Origin of the sequence: Streptomyces aculeolatus, from assembly GCF_020400605.1 — a bacterium.
GTDB lineage: Bacteria > Actinomycetota > Actinomycetes > Streptomycetales > Streptomycetaceae > Streptomyces > Streptomyces aculeolatus.
Genome location: NZ_JAINRD010000017.1, coordinates 1 through 16,509, shown reverse-complemented (window position 1 = coordinate 16,509; position 16,509 = coordinate 1). Strand labels below are relative to the sequence as shown.

Genomic DNA, 16,509 nt, shown 5'->3' with positions numbered 1-16,509 from the left:
CGGCCCGGGGCCTCCGCAGCGGCAGGGACACCGGCGCGGGGCGCGTGACGGTGGTGTCGATCACGGCGGCGGCTCCCTCCACGAGGAACAGGTGTGCGGGCAGCCTATAGCGAGGGCTTACGGGCCACCGCTCCGAAATCGTCGACGGCGGCGGGGGCGCCGACGTCGGCGGCCTCGGGGCGCCACAGCGACACGGACACGAGCCCGGGCTCCAGCATCTCCAGCCCGTCGAAGAACCGGGCGAGCTGGGCGGGACTGCGGTTGACACGGGGATTCTCACCGGCCTCGTTCCACTGCCGGATCATCTCCCGCATCGCGTCCGGCCGGACGACCTCGGTGTCGTCGCACAGCACGAGGAAACTGCCCCCCGGCAGGGCCGCCATCAGTTGCCCGACGATGCCGTACGCGGTGTCGTCGGTGACGTGCGCGATGGTCCCCAGCAGCACGAGCGCGACGGGCCGGCTCAGGTCCAGCGTCTTGCGCGCCTGGGCCAGGATGGCGTCGGGGTCGTGCAGATCGGCGTCGATGTAGTCGGTGGCGCCCTCGGGCGCCGAGGCGAGCAGGGCACGGGAGTGCGCGAGGACGAGCGGATCGTGATCGACGTACACGACCCGGGACCCGGGGGCGACGCGCTGGGCGACCTCGTGGGCGTTGTCGGCGGTGGGCAGCCCGGTGCCGACGTCGAGGAACTGCCGCACCCCGTGCTCGGCGGCAAGACACCGCACGGCCCTCTTCAGGAACCCCCGCTGGGCCCGCGCGATCTCCACGATCTGGGGGTTCGCGGCGGCGATCTGGTCGCCGACCTCGCGGTCGGGCCCGTAGTTGTCCTTGCCGCCGAGCCAGTAGTTCCAGATCCGCGCCGAATGCGGCACCGAGTCGTCGACCAGCGCGTGGTTCTCTCCCATGGCAGCCACCCCTCTGCGGCACGCGAGCAGTGCGCACAAGGTATCCCCGCCGGCGCGCTCGCGACGAGACGCCCGCCCCGGTCAGCGCGGCACGAGCCGGATGGTGGCGGCCTGGGCCTGCGGAGTCACGACGCTGCCGAAGATGTCGTCCGGGTAGCGCCCGTACTTGGCCCGGTACGCGGCATCCACCCGAGGCGTGAGGTCACCCCCGTCCGCCCCGTCCGCCACATCCACGAAGGCGACGTCCTTGTCGACCCCACCGGCCCGCACATGCCCGGCCAACTGCGCCCGGGTCCCCCGGAACCACGGCCCCTGCGAGCCCTTCACGGACCGCACGTAGACGTCGTCCCCGTCACGCACGACCCACATGGTCACGGGATCCCGCAGACTGCCGTCACCGCGCAGGGACTGCAGATTCAACTCCTCCGCGGTCCCGATCCGCTCCAACTCCTCAGCCGTCCACGCCGCCATAACCGCTCCTCGTCTCACGCCCCCGAGAACAGCCCGTCAGTGCGGAACCTAGCCCAGTGCACAAACCCCCGCACTCCCACCCAAGCCGACCGGGTGTGCGGTGAAGCTCGCGGCGCAGGATGCGGCACACCGGGGCAATCCAGCCGCCGACGGGCACACGAAAGGGCCCGCGACAGCATTCACGCTGGTCACGGGCCCTACTCAGGATGGTGGCGGCGCCAGGATTCGAACCTGGGAAGGCTGAGCCGGCAGATTTACAGTCCCCCGTGGAAAGCACCCCTGACCTGCTGTTCTCCGGCGTCGGCTGGTGTCTGCCCCACACCTGCCCCACCCGGGTCATCGTGGCATGAACCCGGGCTTCTCCCGCGCCAGCGCGTCCAGACGTGCCAGGTAGTCTTGCGCGCCAGCTTCCTTGCTGTACCGCCGTCGCATCTCTGCGGCCAATTCACGGCTGGTCATGATGAGCGACGGGACAGATTTCCGATCACCTTCGAGGGCTCGTTCCCCCATAACCAATGCCTGTTCCAAGTCGCCTTCACGTGCTGCCGTGACTCCCAGGGTGACGCGAGCCTCTGCATTGCGCATTGGTGACCGTTCATGGCCGTCGAAATCAGTCCCCGCCCTCAAGACTTCTTCAGCCAGTGTGCGGGCAAGCTTGTCTTCGCCGACCAGCCGATAGCAGTCCATCGAATAGAAGTCGAACTTTGAAGGGTCCACTACGAAATGGTTGTCCAGGTTCTCGGGGTGCGGCATCCCTTCGAGCATCCGCCGCCCCTTGTCCAGAGCAACCTCAACCTGTCGCCTGTCCCCGAGGCGGGCCCACGCCTTGGCTTCCTGGGCAGCGAGCTGAACCGCCACGCCGTGGTGTGGCGCCGCTTCAGCCCCTGCTTGCGCTGCGGCAACAACGCCACGATAGTCACCGGTCGTGAGGGCGAACCACGCCCGCATCTCGTGTGCCCACCCGGCCACCTCGGCGTTGTCGGCCTCGTTCGCGAGGGATAGGGCAGCGCCCCTTGTGGCTTCAGCGGCGTGACGATTCCCCGTGTCGTATTCGACACAGCCGACAAGCAGAGCGAGCCAACCGGAGAGGGCCAAAACCTCTCGGTGCTGGGCGAGCGTAAGACTTTTCTTGTGGAGTTCGACAACGCGGCGTAGCCACTGCCGCCCCTCGATGAGCAATTGTTCGCTCGGCATGTACGGGTACTCAGAGCTGAGTCGGTCGGCCGTGATCCTCAGTGCGTCGAGCGTCGCATTGTCGACATCGGACTTTCCTAGCCGACTGACGATTTCTAGTGTTTCCATGCCGGTTGCTGCCAGGATCTCGCTTTCTCCGTCGCGTCGTGAAGGTGCGGGGAAAATGGCGTGCGTCACCGTGCCGAATGTGGCGGCGATGATTGGCTGGTAGAACTCGTTTGGCATCTGACCCGACTCCCAGCGCTTCCACTGGCGAATCATGCTGTCTTCCGCGGGGAGCTCCGACGGAGCGTGCGCCCGCAGTGCCCTGACTGCCTTCCGCTGAGACCAGTCACGCGCTGCACGCTCCGCGGCGATGCGCCGCGCCCACGTGGGCCTGTCGTCGGTCATGCGCCCTCCTCTGGGTGCCTATCCCGAGTGTCTCTCGCGTGTGGGGGCGACAGGGAAGGGGACAGGGGGGTGTCACCGGACATGTCCCCACCTCCGCTCCGCCGCCCCCTAGGTGTCAGCTACCTCACAACTCCCGTTCCTCGCATGCTGGTTGCAGATCACGAACCACCCGGAGCGGAGCCCTCTTCGAGCGCTGCGACCCGTTCGGTCAACGCCTGAACCTGGGAGCGGATTTCCTTGATCTCGTCACGTACGTCGCTGGTGGGCGCCCCGTCGCTGACGAAGTTGCCGAGGTTTCCGGCCGAGACGATCGCCCCTTCGGCCCGGAGTGCGGCTAGCCCGTTCTGGATGGTCTGGCTCGCGAATCCGAAGCGCTCCATCAACTCGCGTTGCGACGGGAGCTTGTCGCCGGCCTTCATCTTCGCGATGTCCTTGCGGAGCGCGTCTGCGACCTGCACCGCCTTCGGGATGGGTCCTCCTGTGACAGCCATGCTCTGAGGGTACCCACCACAGCGAACTAGCGCGCATCACCGCATGAGGGTTGTGCACCACAGCAGACTAGTGCAAGCTAGTCAGCAATCGGGTCCAAGCCCGAGGACCTTGTCAACTGAACACATGCACCCGGAGCCATGACGCGCTGGCGCCTCCGAGCAAGAGATCTGCGGAGGGGCGTCGTACAGGTGGCGTCCTCTGGTCACCCGGGATCAGGCAACAGCGACAAGCCGTAGGCCCTGCCTGTGCGACTCGTACGCACCTCTTCCGCGGAGACGAGACATGCCGCCCCTCACCGGGGCGGACACGTGATCCACGCGCGCAGGTGAGACAAGGGCAAAGATCGCGGGCCCCGTCAGCCCCTCTCGAAAAGACGGACCGCGTGGCCGATGGTCACGCCCGCTGTGACCTCGCCGGGGCGGACCGGAGCCCGGTCCGTCGCGGCCGGCTGCCTCTCCCGCCCGTACCCCGGCCCGCAGATGCGGCGGGGGGACGGTCGGGGGCGCGGGGAGTCGGAAGGTCCGGCACCAAAGTGCACGGCCCCGGGTGGCACCCCAGGGCCGTGCCACAGGCACCTGTGTTGGAGGCACCTGTGGTCACGAGTTTGACAGAAGCGGAGCGCGAAGAGCTTTCGCGGCAGGTCAAGGACGCGAACAAGCGGTCCGAGGACGACGTACGTGCACGGGGTCGCGGGTGACCGCGGGCGCCGGGTACACGCCTGACCCGGCGGCAGAGCACTCGCAGCAATACGGCGAGTCCGTAAGCGCGTGGATCGCCAGCGCGGACCCGCCCATGACGGGCAGCGAACTCGCCTGGGCACAGGAACAGGCGCGCACCGCCCAGACGGACGCTGCACACCTGACCGACCAGTCCTGACCCCGGGCCCGGCACCCGCCGGCCCGGTTACTCGAAAGCCCCGGCATCCACGCCGTGAGGGCGCGGGATCGAATCCCGCCCGGGGCACCCCGTTCCCGCTCAGCACGACGACCACGGCCCGCGCTTCGGCGGCCGGTTGCCGTTTCTCCACCCACACGGCGCGCACCCCCGGAGGGGCATCTCCGGGGGTGCTGTCGGGCCGTCCCACGTGAAAGGACAACGACCCATGAACAGTATTGCCGCACCCGAAGTCGCCGACTCCGGTGACACGTCCGGCCGTGAGCCGACCGCGGCGGAGTTGGACGCGATCGAAGCCGAGATGCCCGTCATCCACGCGGAAGTCGCCTACCTGGAGGCGCAGATCACCGTCCTGGACCGGGTGCCGGGCGAGCTGGACACCCGGCGTCTGCGCCGGGCCCGCCGCCGGATGCTCACCGCCCGCCGCACGCTCGCCAACAGCCGCACCACCGACATGGCGGGCGGTGCGGCATGAGCGCCCGGGAGGCGAGCCTTGCCGCCGCTCATGCGGAGGTGAAGGCGGAGATCGCCCGTATCGACACCAAGGCGAGCCTGTTACTGGCGCTCATCGCCGCCGTCCTCGCGGGGGCCTGGACGGTCGGCAGCAGCGCGCCGCTGACCGTCCAGGCCGGCGTCCTGGGCGGAACGGGTGTCGGGCTGCTGGTGGTCGCCGTCGCGCTGCTGCTGCGGGCGGTACGCCCGAACACGCACGGCGGGCACGGCTTCCCGCTGTGGGCCACCCTCACCCCGGACGAGATCCGCAGCCGGCTGCCCGATGACCAGGCCGCGGACATCGCGAACCTGTCCCGCATCGCGCTGGTCAAGTTCAAAGCGGTCGGCCGTGCTGTCGACCTGATCCGCACCGCTGGCGCGTTCTTCTTCACCGCTGCGCTGCTCACGCTGGGAGGTGCCGCATGAGCCGGGCGTTGACGGTGGACGGGCTGTCGGTGGCGGTGCGGGCGCTGCGCCTGTTGGCCGCTGACTTCTCGCACTTGCCCGCTCCGGATGTGCACGTGTCGACCGTCTTCCCGAGGCGGCTGGAGCTGTCGTTTCACGGCGACGAGGACGAGCGGTACAGCTTCGCGGCGTTCGAGGCGTGGCGTGATGCGCTCGGTGTTGACACGGGCGCGGTGACCTTCAACCTCCAGGCCGACGGCCGTACCCGGGTGCTGCGCGTGCTGGCTGAGTACGCCGGTGCGCAGGTGGAACTCTTCGCCTACGCCCCCGTGCCTGAGCTGGTGGGGGGTGCGGCATGAATTTCTCCACGATGAGCCCGGGGCAGATCCGGTCGGCTGAGCGCACGCTGTCGGTGGGCACGTGGGGCATCACGATGGGCGCGATGCTGTTCTCGGTGCTGACCGTGACGCCGCTGGTTCGCGGTGTCGCCCCGGAGGGCTGGGAGTGGACCGCGCCCATTCTGCCGCTGGTTGTCGACGCGGCCGTGGTGATCGTGGTGCGGCTGGACTCCACCGTTGCGCGGTTGGGTGGGACGGCGGGCCGGTGGCCGGCGGTCCTGCGCTGGCTGACCGGGATCATGACCCTGGCTCTGAACGTCGGGCATTCCGCTTTGCATGGCGATGCGGTGGGGGTGGCCGTTCACGCGGTCGCGCCCACGCTGCTCATCGTCACCGCCGAAGCCGGTCTTGCCTACCGCCGGGCGATCACTGCCGCGCTTGAACGCATCGAGCGTGAACAGCGTGAGCAGCGCGAGCGTGAACGCCACGAGCGCGAGCAGCGTGAACAGGCTGCGAGGCGCGAGCGTGAACAGCGTCAGGCCGACGCTGAACGGCGCGAGCGTGAACAGCGTGAGCACGCAGAGCGGTTGGAGCAGCAGCGCGCGGAGCGGGAGGCCGCAGAGCGGCGTGAGCAGCGCGAGCATGAGGCGCGGCTGCGTCGTGAGGAGCTGGAACGCCAAGAGCGGGAGCGGGCCGAACAGCGCGCCTACGAAGCGGCCCGTGAGGAACGTGAACGCGCTGAGCGGAAGCGTCGTGAACAGGTGGAGCGCGAGCAGCGTGAACACCGTGAACGGCAGGCTCGTGAACGCGCTGAGGCTGCCGGGCGTGAACGTCTCGCCAAGCCGAATGGGGTGGCCGGGCGCAAGCCGGTGAACACCGCCGTGGTGGCGAAGATGAACGAGGGCGAAGCGCTGGAGGCGGTGCGTGCCGGGGCCGCTGCTGGGCATTCCGTTCGGCAGATCGCGCAGCACACCGGTTGGTCCGTGGGCTGGATCAGTGCCCGCCTGCACGAGGCCCGTGACGAACCGGTGGCGTCCTGATGTCCGCCGCGTTCGGTAAGTGCTACGACCCGCAGGGGGTGCGCTACGGCATCCCGACCTACCCGTGGCGCTTCGCGCCGGATGGCCTGGCGACCCGTCGTCAGCTCCGGGCCCGCGGGCTGCGGCCGGGCGGGCAGGACATCGCCGCGCAGGTCATGCGCGCGAACTGCCGGCGCGGTGGGGTGCGGGTGGCGTACCTGTACCGCTGCGACCTGGCCAAGCCGGTACGGCCGATGACCTCCCGCAAGTGGGCCGCGCTCGCTTTGGCGATGCTCGCCCGCCGCACCTGCCCGCAATGCGGCAAGGACGCCGGGTACTGCATCCCCCGCTCCCTCGGCATGTGCGTGCCCTGCGCCTACCCCGAGGAACAGCGCGCTGCCTGAACACCCGAATCCCGGGTCCGGCCGGTCGACCTTCCACAGCAAGCCGGCCGGACCCGTCGACTCCCGAAGGAGTAGCTACATCGTGACCGAGACGACGATGTTCACGCCCGCCGGGGACCCGGACGGCGTGGAACAGCCGGCGGCCAACGTGCTGCCGTTCCCGCTGAAGAAGACGACCGATCCCGCCCCGGACGCCCCGAGCGAGGGGGCGGTCAAGCCCGGGGAGTGGGAGGCCGAACTGCCCGACACCGACGACCCGGAGGCCGAGGGGCTGAGCGACGGGGCGCCGGTCGACCCGCCGCGGGAGGTCTACCCGCCGTCGGTCGCGGAGTGGATGCAGGCCAAGGACAAGGCCCGGTTGCCGGTGCTGCCGGACTGGGTGAAGCTCCCCGACCAGCGCACGGCCGTGCGCAAGTGGGCGGTGCGGCACTACTCGGCTGTGGCTGGCTATCACGCGGTCCGTCTGCCGCTGGTCTACACGCCGAAGATCTGCGCGTACGCGCCGCGTGGCGCGTGGCGTTGGTCGACGTCGGTTGGCCGGTGGGTGTTCGACGCTGAGGGCAAGTCGCTGCGGCTTGCGGCCGTGGCCGATGAGGACGCGGCGGAGTACCTGAGGCTGTCGCGGCAGCGCAACGACCGGGTCAGGCTGCGGGGGATCGTGGCGACGCTCGCCGGTTTCATCGGCCTGGCCGCTGCGATGACCGTGTACGTCATGGCGCCGTCGTGGCTGTTGCTGCTGTCCATCGCCGCCCTGACGACCACGCTCGGGGTGGCGGGGGCGCCGGCGGACCGGCCGCTGATCGACAGGGCCAAGGTGACGTTCCGCAAGCGCAAGCTGTCCTCGGACATCGTCATCCGGGCACACGAGGTTGCGGGTCTGACCAGCAAAGACCAGACGATCGCGTTCCCGCGGCCGATCGGCCGTGACGGCGACGGCTGGCGCGTGATTGTCGATCTGCCCTACGGCAAGTCCTTCAAGGACGCGCTCAACGCTCACACCAAGCTCGCGTCGGGTATGGACATCGCGGCCACTCAGCTCTTCTTGGACAAGGACGAGTCGAGTGAGCGCAGGGTGTCGTACTGGATCGCCGACCGTGACCCGCTGGCCGTGCCGTCGGGCAAGTCGCCGCTGCTGGGGGCGACGCGGGTGGACTTCTGGAAGCCGTTCCCGTGGGGTGTGGACGAGCGCGGCAACCCGGTCATGGCCACCATGCTGTGGCTGTCGCTGCTGGTGGGCGCGGTGCCGAGGCAGGGCAAGACGTTCTCCGCCCGCACGATCGCGCTGGCCGCCGCGCTGGACCCGTACGTGCGGCTGTACGTGTTCGACGGCAAGGCATCGCCGGACTGGCGCAAGTTCACCAAGGTCGCCCACCGCATCGCGTTCGGCATCGTGCCCAAGGACGGGTTCGACCCGGTGGTGCACCTGCTGACCTCGCTGCGGGAGCTGAAGGCGGACGTCGAGGACCGCTACCACCGGCTGTCTGAGCTGCCGCTGCACATCTGCCCGGAGGGCAAGCTGACCCCGGAGATCAGCCGGGACAAGAAGCTGAACATGCCCCTGACCCTGTTCGTGATCGATGAGGTGCAGGAGTACCTGCAGCACCCCGAGCACGGCAAGGAGATCCTGTCTCTGCTGGTCTACCTCGCCCGGGTCGCCCCCGCCGTGGGGGTGTCGGTGATGACGTCCACGCAGAAGCCGGACGACAAGGCGTGCCCCTCGGAGCTGCGCGACCAGCACCAGGCCCGGTTCGCGCTGCGGGTCGGCGCCTACCAGGTCTCGGACACCATCCTCGGTGCGGGCTCGTACTCGGAGGGTCTGGATGCGTCGAAGCTGCTGAAGTCCCACAAGGGTGTGGGCCTGCTCAAGGGCATGTCCGACGACTCCGGGATCGTGCGCACCTACCTCGCCGACGGCCGCGACGCCGAACGCATCCTGACCCGCGCCGCCGCTCTGCGGGACGCTGAGGGCACCCTGACCGGCGACGCGGCCGGCGAGGCACCCGCGCCGGAGGTGTCCGCGACGATCCTGGACGACGTCGCGGCCGTCCTCGGCAAGGGCGAGGCCAAGGTGTGGTCCGAAACCCTCGTTGACCGCCTGGCCGACCTGCGCCCCGAGACCTACGGGCCGTGGTCTGAGCTGGACGCCAAGCCGAAGGCCGAAGCGCTCACCGCCGCGCTCAAGCCGTTCGGCGTGGCCACCGAACAGATCAGCCGCCGCATCGACGGCAAGACGGTCAACAAGCGCGGCATCAAGCGCGACGACCTCACCGCCGCGATTACGGAGCGCAACAAGAAGCGGGACGCCGGATAGGTCCCCCGGAGTCGCTTGCGCAAGCATCGCCCGTCGCTTGCGCAAGCGACCCCGCTAGCGACCAAAACCGCACCTGATCAGGAAGCTAGCGAACAGCGACTCACCTGCGGAAACCCTTCAAACCCTGCCTGAGAGGCACCTCATGAGCCTTCCCCTACTCGCTTTCACCTGCCTGACGCTAGTCACCCTCTGTTACTGCGGTAAGTGCTGGCTGAGCCCGTTCGGCCGCTGCCGCAAGTGCCGCGGCTTCGGCTACGCGGTACGCACCACCCGCCGCGGACGGCCCAAGCGCGGCCGGGACTGCCGCCGTTGCCGCGCCACCGGCCGCCGCATACGCACCGGCCGCTGGCTCTACAACCGCTGGGCCCGCATCCACCGCGCCGGCACCGACCAGTCCCGCACGGAGGTCACGCGATGACCGTCAGCCTCTCCCTCGTGCTCATCCTCGGTGTGGCCGTGCTCGCCGCGCTCAAGATGCGCTCGGTCACCCTCGGGGCTGCCGTCGTCGCCGCCCTGTTCGGCTTCTACGTCGCCGGCACCGACGCCGCGCCCACCGTCAACGAACTCGTCACCGCGCTCGCCGACGCCGTCCGCGACATCGGCACCTGACAGGAGGCAGCGCCATGAACGAACCCGTCCTTCGGCCGGGCCCGCCGACCGCATCGGCGTACGACCCGGCATCGGTGGACCTGTACGCGCCGGGACCCGCGGCGGTGGAACTGGCCGCCGACCGCGGACCGGTGGTGTGGGTGCCGGACGCCTACGGCCGCATGGTCCCCATGCCCAAGCACCTCGCCCCGCCCGCGATCGTCCGCCCCGAACCGCGCGACCTCACCCCGCTCCCGCTGCTGGACCCCATCGCACAGCGGTTCCTCGCCGCCGGCGTCGGCGGCGGCGCGGCGTCCGCCGGCGTCGGCTGGGGCATCGGCCAGGCCATCAGCGCTGCCGCCGGCTTCGGCTCCGGCACCGTCATGTGGATCGCGCTCGCCGTCCTCGCCTGGCGCATGCCCGTACGCACCATCGCCGACGGCCGACGCGGCAGCACGGTCCACATCCGTAAGGCCGTGTTCAAGCGCGGCCACTTCCACGGCTAGGCACGCCCGGGGCGACCGTCCGATCTCGCCAAAGACACGCGGTCGCCCCGGCCAACCAGCCCCAATCGGACCCGTTGGAGGACTCCAGCATGACCCAACCCACGGACATTCGGCGAGTGCCGGCCACGTTCCGGCCGTTACTGCTGGACCTGTTCTCATGCGCCGGCGGCGCCGGCACGGGCTACGCCCGCGCCGGATTCGACGTGCGCGGCTGCGACATCACCGACCGACCCAACTACCCCTTCCCCTACCACCAGGGCGACGCGCTGAGCTACCTCGCCCACCTGATCGCCACCGGCGAGATCCGCCGGTACTCGTTCGTGCACGCCTCCCCACCCTGCCAGCACGGCTGCTCGCTGACCGTCGGCACGAACCAGTCCCAGGGATGGGGCGGCACGCACGTCGACCTGGTGGCGCCCACCCGTGAACTGCTCGACAAGACCGGTCTGCCGTACGTGATCGAGCAGCCCAACGGCCGCGCGGAGATCCGCAAGGATCTGACGCTGTGCGGGGAGATGTTCGGTCTCGGGGTGATCCGGCACCGCAACTTCGAGTTGGGCGGCTGGCGCATCGAGCGGCCGGCGCACGTGCCGCATCGGGGCCGGGTGCGCGGCTACCGGCACGGCCGCTTCTACGACGGCCCCTACGTCGCCGCCTACGGCAACGGCGGCGGCAAACCGACCGTCCCGGAGCTGCAAGCGGCCCTCGGCATCGACTGGACCGACGTGCGCGAGGAACTGACCGAAGCCATCCCCCCGGCATACGGCGAGTTCATCGGCCGCGCCGCGTACGCGCTGGTGAACGCCGGCCGTCTGGGGGAGGCGGCATGAACGACTACCTTCCTGCCGCCCTCGGACTTGCCGCATCCGGCATCCCTGTCCTGCCCCTTCGGGTGGGGAAGGTGCCGTTCGGCAACTGCCGCCGCTGCGCGGGGAACGCGTGCGGCGGCCGGCCGAACATGAAGACGCCCGGCCCCTGCACCTGCCCGGCGCCGTGCCATGCCTGGGCTGCCGCCACGACCGACCGGGACGTGATCAGTTCCGGCATCTGGCGGCGGGCGTGGGTGCAGGCGGCTGCGGTCGCCTATCACCCGGGCGGGGCCGGGCTCACGGTCGTTGACCTCGACGACGCCGACGCCGTGGCCTGGGCCCGCGAGAGCCTGCCGACGACTCAGACCGTGCCCACCACGCGGGGGGAGCACTGGCTCTACCTCGGGCGGATGCAGTCCGCCAACGCGGTGCGGCCCGGCGTCGACATCAAATCCACGATGGCCTACGCCCGCTGGCTCGGCTTCGGCACCGGCACCATGACGACGCTGCCGGACGCGGTGCGCGCACTGGCCGCCAAGGAGCCGCCCCCGGCCCGCCCGGCGGGGGCCGTCGTCGTGGCTGTGCCGGGCGGAAAGGGCCCGTGCCGGCACCGCACGCCTGCGTTCCTGGAGCGCGGTATCGCGATGGGCGTGCAGCGCATCGCCGAAGCGTCCAGCGCGGTGCACGCGACGGTCTACGGCACGTTTCTGGCCGTGCTGTCCGTGCACGGCGGGTGCGGCTGCCTCACCGACGCGCACGTCGCGCGGCTGTTTACCGCCGCACAGGCCAAGGGCGAGACGGTCCGGCACTGCACCGACGCATGGACCAACGCCCGCACCAAGTTGGGACTGTAGCCATGTCCGAGGACGACAAGACACCGGCACGCGCGATCATCACGGACTACGCGCAGGAGCACTTCCGGTACTTCCGCACCGCCGACGGCACCGTGTACGCGCAGCGCAACGGCCACCCCGTGGCCCGCCCGATCCGCTCTCAGGGCACCTCGGGCAGCCACCGCCAGGAACTCATGGTCGGCCTGTTCCGCGACGGATACGGCTCGTTCAACGGCACCGCGCTCAAAGAGGCGCTGGACCTGATCGAGGCCCTGGCGATGAGCCAGGACGTACAGCAGGTCCACATCCGGGTCGCGCCGGGATTCGACGGCGCGACGTGGCTGGACCTGGGCCGCAACGACGGCAAGTCCGTCCGCATCCACCGCACCGGCTGGGACATCCTCACCCCCGACCCGGCAGAGGTGTGCTGGCGCCGCACCCAGCTCACCGGCGAGCTGCCGCTGCCGACGAAGGACACGGACGGGAAGGGCATCGACCTGCTGTTGAGGCTGTGCAACTTCGCCACCGCCGAGACCGAATGCCTGGCCGTGGCCTGGCTCATCGGCTGCCTAGAGCCGTCCGTGCCCGTCCCCGCCCCGTTCCTCACCGGCCCGCAGGGCGCGGGGAAGTCGACAGGCGGGCGGATGCTCGTGCGGATCATCGAGGGCATGAGCGCCGACCTACGCCGCGCCCCGAAGGACGAAGAGAACCTGATCGCGGCGGTGGCCGCCGGATGGGTCACCGCGCTGGACAACCTCTCGCACGTGGCTCCGGATCTGTCCGACCTGATGTGCTGCATCGTCACCGGAGCCGAGACCATCAAGCGGGCCCTGTGGACTGACGGCGACGTCTTCCGCGCCCGCTACCGCCGGCCGCTGCTGCTGACCGGTATCGACGTGGGCGTCATCCGGCCCGACCTCGCCGAGCGGCTGCTTCCGCTCCGCCTCGAACGCCCCCGCACCCGGCGCACCGAAGCGGAACTGTGGGCGGAGTTCGGCGAGGTGCTGCCGGTCATCCTCGGCTCGCTGCTGGACCTCACCGTTCAGGTCCGCGCGGCCGAAGCCGAGATCCCCACGGACCTGCGGATGGCCGACTTCGCGCACCTGTGCGCGCAGCTCGACGCCGCAACCGGGCTGGGAGCTCTCAGCGCGTACCGGGCGAGCCTGGACGACCTCAACGACGACGTCATCGAGGGCGACCTCCTCGCGCAGACCGTCCTCCAGCACGCCGCCGGCCTGGCGCCGGGTGATGAGGAGCGGATGACGTCTGCCGAGTGGCTGCACTGCCTCACGCGCCTGTACACGGGCGAGGAACTGCGTCCCCTGCCCAAGGGGTGGCCCACCACGGGAAAGGTCCTCTCCGACCGCCTCAAGCGCCTTCAGCCCACCCTCGCCGCCCGCGGCGTCCTCATCGACTGGGGACGCATCAACAAGGCCCGCTACATCGAGATGACCCGCCCCACCGCGCCGCCCCCGCACCAGCAAGAGCAGATGCACTGACCGCCGCCGCGGCGGCGGCTCGCAAGCAAGAAGAGCACCACGCCGCGGGTGCTCTTCTTGCTGTTCGGCGGCTTGCCGCCGCCCGAGGGTCGCGCCGCGAAGCGGCTCCTTCTTCACGCTCTGACCACAACGCACCCCGTACAGACATCTCCCTTCCTTCTGTCCGAAGAGAAGAACGCTGCGTCACCTGCGTCACCCACAGACCGGAAACGCCCGGTGACCTGCCGCAACGCCAGTGACGCAGGACGGCAAATCCTGCGTCACCCCGCGTCACCTGCGTCACCGGATGACGCAGCCGTGCGTCACCGGTGACGCACCCTCGAAGCCCTGCGTCACCCCAAACCAGCAGGTCAGGCCCCACAAGTGACGCAGATGACGCAGTGACGCAGAAATCCGCACTTCGGACAGGAACGAGCCCCGCCAAGGAGGCCACCCCATGGCACGCCCCCAGATGCTCAAGCTCCGCGAAGTCCTCACCGAGATCGGCATGAGCCGCGCCGCCTTCTATCGCATGCGCGCCCGCGGCAAGGCACCTCGACTCGTCAAGCTCCCGAACGGTCACCTGCGGTGCCGGCGCAGCGACCTGGACGACTGGTGGAACGGACTCGACACCCCGGCGTACTGACCACCACGGGGCCCGGCTTTCGCCGGGCCCCGTTTGCAAGAAAGGGCCCCGATGGGGACGACGTACGACGTGCGTGTCTGGTCGGTCCGGCAGCGTAAGGACCGGGGCCAGGCTTCCGCAGAGCTGCGCTGGAAAACCGGCGGTACGGCTCACTCTCAGACCTTCAGGACCAAGACGCTTGCCGAAGGGCGTCGGGCCGAACTGCTCCGGGCGCTCCACGCAGGCGAGCCCTTTGACGAAACGACCGGCCTGCCGGTCGGTGAGCTGCGGCGGCAGAAGGACGTGAGTTGGTATCACCACGCTCGCGACTACATCGCCATGAAGTGGCCGCACTCGCCAGGATCGACCAGGCGCACGCTCGCGGAAGCCATGGCCACCGTCACGCCCGCGCTGGTGAAGGAGACCAAGGGCATGGCTGACGCAAGAGTTGTACGAGCGGCCTTGTACGGCTGGGCCTTCAATAAGAACCGGTGGCAGGAGGAACCTCCGTCCGACGTGGCGAAGGTTCTCGACTGGTTTGAGCGCAAGTCGCTGCCAGTCTCGGCACTGGCCGACCGTATGCACGCCCGTGATGCGCTCGACGCGTTGACGAAGAAGCTCGATGGCACGACGGCGGCTGGCAGCACGATCCGGCGGAAGCGGGCCATCTTCTACAACTCCCTCGGATACGCCGTTGATGGCGAGCGGTTGGCGAGCAACCCACTCGACCAAATCCAGTGGAAGGCCCCGGAACAGGTCGAAGAAGAAGTGGATCCGGCCTGCGTACCGAATCCGCGACTCGCCGTTGCTCTGCTGGACGCGGTACGGGCCCAAAGTCCGCGCGGCCGGCGCCTGGTGGCCTTCTTCGGCTGCATGTACTACGCGGCAGCACGTCCGGCCGAAGTCATCGGCTTGCGGTACGAGGACTGCGACCTTCCTCGCCGTGGCTGGGGAGCTCTCCGGCTGCGAGAGACGCGCCCGCGCTCGGGGTCGGCCTGGACCGATACCGGGCGCCCGCACGACAAGCGCGGGCTCAAGCACCGGCCCCGGAAGGCGGTCCGGGTCGTGCCTATCCCACCCGAACTCGTCGCCTTGCTGCGCTGGCACATCACCGCGTACGGCGTCGCTTCGGACGGTCGGCTGTTTCGTACGCAGCGCGGTGGGCTCATCCAGGACACCGGGTACGGCGAGGTGTGGGCGGAGGCCCGCAGCCGGGCCCTGACGCCCGCACAGAGCGCTTCCCTGCTGGCCAAGCGACCATACGACCTCCGGCACGCCGCCGTGTCCACGTGGCTCAGCTCCCGTGTGGAGCCGCAGGAGGTAGCCCAGCGGGCAGGGCACAGCGTCGCCGTGCTGTTCCGCGTCTACGCAAAGTGCCTGGACGGTTCGGCAGCCACGGCGAACGCCAGGATCGAAACTGCGCTACGAGCCGCGCGGTAGGCCGTGGGGCTGCCCCACACCTGCCCCACAGCGGCTGGTCAGGACGCGAGACTGGGTGAGACACACCGGGGCAATCCGGGGTGAACTGGTCTCACCAGTGGAGTGCGCATACGAAAGGGCCCGTGACAGCGTTCGCGCTGGTCACGGGCCCTTTTCGTGAGTGTGGCGGCGCCAGGATTCGAACCTGGGAAGGCTGAGCCGGCAGATTTACAGTCTGCTCCCTTTGGCCACTCGGGCACACCGCCTGGGGATGTCGCCCGGTCCGGCCGCTGGGGCCGTCCGGCAACGTCGTAAACCATACCCGATGGCCGGGGGTGGTCCGCCACTCGGTTGTGGGGCTCGTGGGTCGGGTGGGGTGGCTAGGCTGGGGCACGGCCCCGGGGACCGGGGTGCGGTATCAGGGAACCAGTGCACGAGGAGCGCACCGAAGATGGCCGACTCCAGTTTCGACATCGTCTCGAAGGTCGATCGGCAGGAGGTCGACAACGCTCTCAACCAGGCCGCCAAGGAGATCTCGCAGCGCTACGACTTCAAGGGCGTCGGCGCCGCCATCGCCTGGTCGGGGGAGCGGATCGAGATCCGGGCCAACGCCGAGGAGCGGGCCAAGGCCGTGCTGGACATCTTCCAGTCCAAGCTGGTCAAGCGGGGCATCTCGCTGAAGGCGCTGGAGTCGGGGGAGCCGCAGGCGTCTGGGAAGGAGTACAAGCTGTACTCCACCATCAAGGAGGGCATCTCCCAGGACGACGCCAAGAAGCTGGCGAAGATCGTCCGCGACGAGGGGCCCAAAGGGGTCAAGGCGCAGGTGCAGGGTGACGAGTTGCGCGTGACCTCAAAGAGCCGGGACTCGCTCCAGGAGGTCATCTCCCTCCTCAAGGGCAAGGACCTCGACTTCGCCGTGCAGTTCGTCAACTACCG

The 16,509-nt window shown here is 69.6% G+C and carries 19 protein-coding genes and 1 tRNA gene; 15 read left to right on the top strand and 5 right to left on the bottom strand.

Annotation, left to right across the window (positions count from 1 at the left end; genetic code table 11):
* Positions 1 to 104 precede the first annotated feature (104 nt).
* From LG396_RS25015 to LG396_RS25000, 4 genes are all read right to left on the bottom strand, one after another.
* Complete coding sequence (locus tag LG396_RS25015) at positions 105 to 905, bottom strand: SAM-dependent methyltransferase (RefSeq protein WP_225796485.1); 801 nt, start codon at positions 903 to 905, stop codon at positions 105 to 107.
* Positions 906 to 986: 81 nt separating this feature from the next.
* Positions 987 to 1,376 carry a DUF2255 family protein gene (locus LG396_RS25010; protein ID WP_018834898.1) on the bottom strand — a complete coding sequence of 130 codons (390 nt, stop codon included), beginning with the start codon at positions 1,374 to 1,376 and terminating at the stop codon, positions 987 to 989.
* A gap of 336 nt (positions 1,377 to 1,712) precedes the next feature.
* Positions 1,713 to 2,960 carry an NsdA family TPR-like regulatory protein gene (locus tag LG396_RS25005; protein WP_225796484.1) on the bottom strand — a complete coding sequence of 416 codons (1,248 nt, stop codon included), beginning with the start codon at positions 2,958 to 2,960 and terminating at the stop codon, positions 1,713 to 1,715.
* 158 nt (positions 2,961 to 3,118) lie between these two features.
* Entirely contained in the window at positions 3,119 to 3,451 is a 333-nt protein-coding gene (locus tag LG396_RS25000) for a GntR family transcriptional regulator (RefSeq protein ID WP_225796483.1), read from the bottom strand.
* A 1,103-nt stretch (positions 3,452 to 4,554) separates the two neighbouring features.
* Between LG396_RS25000 and LG396_RS24995 the strand changes: the two genes are divergently transcribed.
* The 14 genes from LG396_RS24995 to LG396_RS24930 all read left to right on the top strand — a co-directional run bounded on the left by LG396_RS24995 (position 4,555) and on the right by LG396_RS24930 (position 15,594).
* Positions 4,555 to 4,821, top strand: a complete 267-nt coding sequence (locus LG396_RS24995) for a DUF6284 family protein (protein WP_225796482.1) — start codon at positions 4,555 to 4,557, stop codon at positions 4,819 to 4,821.
* Positions 4,818 to 5,264, top strand: coding sequence for a Pycsar system effector family protein (locus LG396_RS24990; RefSeq protein WP_225796481.1), 447 nt, complete (start codon positions 4,818 to 4,820; stop codon positions 5,262 to 5,264). The genes LG396_RS24995 and LG396_RS24990 overlap by 4 nt, the downstream gene beginning before the upstream one ends.
* The gene (locus LG396_RS24985) at positions 5,261 to 5,602 is read left to right on the top strand and encodes a hypothetical protein (RefSeq protein WP_225796480.1); all 342 of its coding nucleotides are present in this window, start codon (positions 5,261 to 5,263) and stop codon (positions 5,600 to 5,602) included. Before LG396_RS24990 ends, LG396_RS24985 begins: the two co-directional genes overlap by 4 nt.
* Complete coding sequence (locus LG396_RS24980; RefSeq protein WP_308190123.1) at positions 5,599 to 6,621, top strand: DUF2637 domain-containing protein; 1,023 nt, start codon at positions 5,599 to 5,601, stop codon at positions 6,619 to 6,621. The genes LG396_RS24985 and LG396_RS24980 overlap by 4 nt, the downstream gene beginning before the upstream one ends.
* Positions 6,621 to 7,004, top strand: a complete 384-nt coding sequence (locus LG396_RS24975; protein ID WP_225796479.1) for an RRQRL motif-containing zinc-binding protein — start codon at positions 6,621 to 6,623, stop codon at positions 7,002 to 7,004. The genes LG396_RS24980 and LG396_RS24975 overlap by 1 nt, the downstream gene beginning before the upstream one ends.
* An 82-nt stretch (positions 7,005 to 7,086) precedes the next feature.
* Positions 7,087 to 9,315, top strand: a complete 2,229-nt coding sequence (locus LG396_RS24970; RefSeq protein WP_225796478.1) for a cell division protein FtsK — start codon at positions 7,087 to 7,089, stop codon at positions 9,313 to 9,315.
* Positions 9,316 to 9,457: 142 nt separating this feature from the next.
* Positions 9,458 to 9,733: a hypothetical protein gene (locus LG396_RS24965; protein WP_225796477.1), complete on the top strand. Its 276-nt coding sequence runs from the start codon at positions 9,458 to 9,460 to the stop codon at positions 9,731 to 9,733.
* Complete coding sequence (locus LG396_RS24960) at positions 9,730 to 9,924, top strand: hypothetical protein (protein WP_225796476.1); 195 nt, start codon at positions 9,730 to 9,732, stop codon at positions 9,922 to 9,924. Before LG396_RS24965 ends, LG396_RS24960 begins: the two co-directional genes overlap by 4 nt.
* A gap of 14 nt (positions 9,925 to 9,938) precedes the next feature.
* A complete protein-coding gene (locus LG396_RS24955; RefSeq protein ID WP_225796475.1) occupies positions 9,939 to 10,409 on the top strand; it encodes a hypothetical protein in 471 nt (156 codons plus the stop codon).
* 89 nt (positions 10,410 to 10,498) lie between these two features.
* Positions 10,499 to 11,239, top strand: coding sequence for a DNA methylase (locus LG396_RS24950; protein ID WP_225796474.1), 741 nt, complete (start codon positions 10,499 to 10,501; stop codon positions 11,237 to 11,239).
* Positions 11,236 to 12,072 (top strand): bifunctional DNA primase/polymerase, encoded by an 837-nt coding sequence (locus tag LG396_RS24945; RefSeq protein ID WP_225796473.1) that lies wholly within the window; start codon positions 11,236 to 11,238, stop codon positions 12,070 to 12,072. The genes LG396_RS24950 and LG396_RS24945 overlap by 4 nt, the downstream gene beginning before the upstream one ends.
* A gap of 2 nt (positions 12,073 to 12,074) precedes the next feature.
* On the top strand, positions 12,075 to 13,550 hold the full coding sequence (locus tag LG396_RS24940; protein ID WP_225796472.1) for an AICE element replication initiation protein: 1,476 nt from the start codon (positions 12,075 to 12,077) through the stop codon (positions 13,548 to 13,550).
* Positions 13,551 to 13,986: 436 nt separating this feature from the next.
* Positions 13,987 to 14,175, top strand: a complete 189-nt coding sequence (locus LG396_RS24935; protein ID WP_225796471.1) for a helix-turn-helix transcriptional regulator — start codon at positions 13,987 to 13,989, stop codon at positions 14,173 to 14,175.
* Between the two features lie 51 nt (positions 14,176 to 14,226).
* The gene (locus LG396_RS24930) at positions 14,227 to 15,594 is read left to right on the top strand and encodes a tyrosine-type recombinase/integrase (protein WP_225796470.1); all 1,368 of its coding nucleotides are present in this window, start codon (positions 14,227 to 14,229) and stop codon (positions 15,592 to 15,594) included.
* A 163-nt stretch (positions 15,595 to 15,757) separates the two neighbouring features.
* On the opposite strand, the gene LG396_RS24925 is transcribed toward LG396_RS24930, so the two are convergent.
* A tRNA-Tyr gene (locus LG396_RS24925) sits at positions 15,758 to 15,839 on the bottom strand.
* A gap of 185 nt (positions 15,840 to 16,024) precedes the next feature.
* Between LG396_RS24925 and LG396_RS24920 the strand changes: the two genes are divergently transcribed.
* The coding region (locus LG396_RS24920; protein ID WP_018834895.1) for a YajQ family cyclic di-GMP-binding protein at positions 16,025 to 16,509 on the top strand (485 nt) is incomplete at its 3' end.

Excerpts from the sequence above, each read along its gene's own strand:
- LG396_RS25015 (WP_225796485.1), bottom strand. The coding sequence starts at position 905 with ATGGGAGAGAACCACGCGCTGGTCGACGACTCGGTGCCGCATTCGGCG.
- LG396_RS25010 (WP_018834898.1), bottom strand. The coding sequence starts at position 1,376 with ATGGCGGCGTGGACGGCTGAGGAGTTGGAGCGGATCGGGACCGCGGAG.
- LG396_RS25005 (WP_225796484.1), bottom strand. The coding sequence starts at position 2,960 with ATGACCGACGACAGGCCCACGTGGGCGCGGCGCATCGCCGCGGAGCGT.
- LG396_RS25000 (WP_225796483.1), bottom strand. The coding sequence starts at position 3,451 with ATGGCTGTCACAGGAGGACCCATCCCGAAGGCGGTGCAGGTCGCAGAC.
- LG396_RS24995 (WP_225796482.1), top strand. The coding sequence starts at position 4,555 with ATGAACAGTATTGCCGCACCCGAAGTCGCCGACTCCGGTGACACGTCC.
- LG396_RS24990 (WP_225796481.1), top strand. The coding sequence starts at position 4,818 with ATGAGCGCCCGGGAGGCGAGCCTTGCCGCCGCTCATGCGGAGGTGAAG.
- LG396_RS24985 (WP_225796480.1), top strand. The coding sequence starts at position 5,261 with ATGAGCCGGGCGTTGACGGTGGACGGGCTGTCGGTGGCGGTGCGGGCG.
- LG396_RS24980 (WP_308190123.1), top strand. The coding sequence starts at position 5,599 with ATGAATTTCTCCACGATGAGCCCGGGGCAGATCCGGTCGGCTGAGCGC.
- LG396_RS24975 (WP_225796479.1), top strand. The coding sequence starts at position 6,621 with ATGTCCGCCGCGTTCGGTAAGTGCTACGACCCGCAGGGGGTGCGCTAC.
- LG396_RS24965 (WP_225796477.1), top strand. The coding sequence starts at position 9,458 with ATGAGCCTTCCCCTACTCGCTTTCACCTGCCTGACGCTAGTCACCCTC.
- LG396_RS24960 (WP_225796476.1), top strand. The coding sequence starts at position 9,730 with ATGACCGTCAGCCTCTCCCTCGTGCTCATCCTCGGTGTGGCCGTGCTC.
- LG396_RS24955 (WP_225796475.1), top strand. The coding sequence starts at position 9,939 with ATGAACGAACCCGTCCTTCGGCCGGGCCCGCCGACCGCATCGGCGTAC.
- LG396_RS24950 (WP_225796474.1), top strand. The coding sequence starts at position 10,499 with ATGACCCAACCCACGGACATTCGGCGAGTGCCGGCCACGTTCCGGCCG.
- LG396_RS24945 (WP_225796473.1), top strand. The coding sequence starts at position 11,236 with ATGAACGACTACCTTCCTGCCGCCCTCGGACTTGCCGCATCCGGCATC.
- LG396_RS24940 (WP_225796472.1), top strand. The coding sequence starts at position 12,075 with ATGTCCGAGGACGACAAGACACCGGCACGCGCGATCATCACGGACTAC.
- LG396_RS24935 (WP_225796471.1), top strand. The coding sequence starts at position 13,987 with ATGGCACGCCCCCAGATGCTCAAGCTCCGCGAAGTCCTCACCGAGATC.
- LG396_RS24930 (WP_225796470.1), top strand. The coding sequence starts at position 14,227 with ATGGGGACGACGTACGACGTGCGTGTCTGGTCGGTCCGGCAGCGTAAG.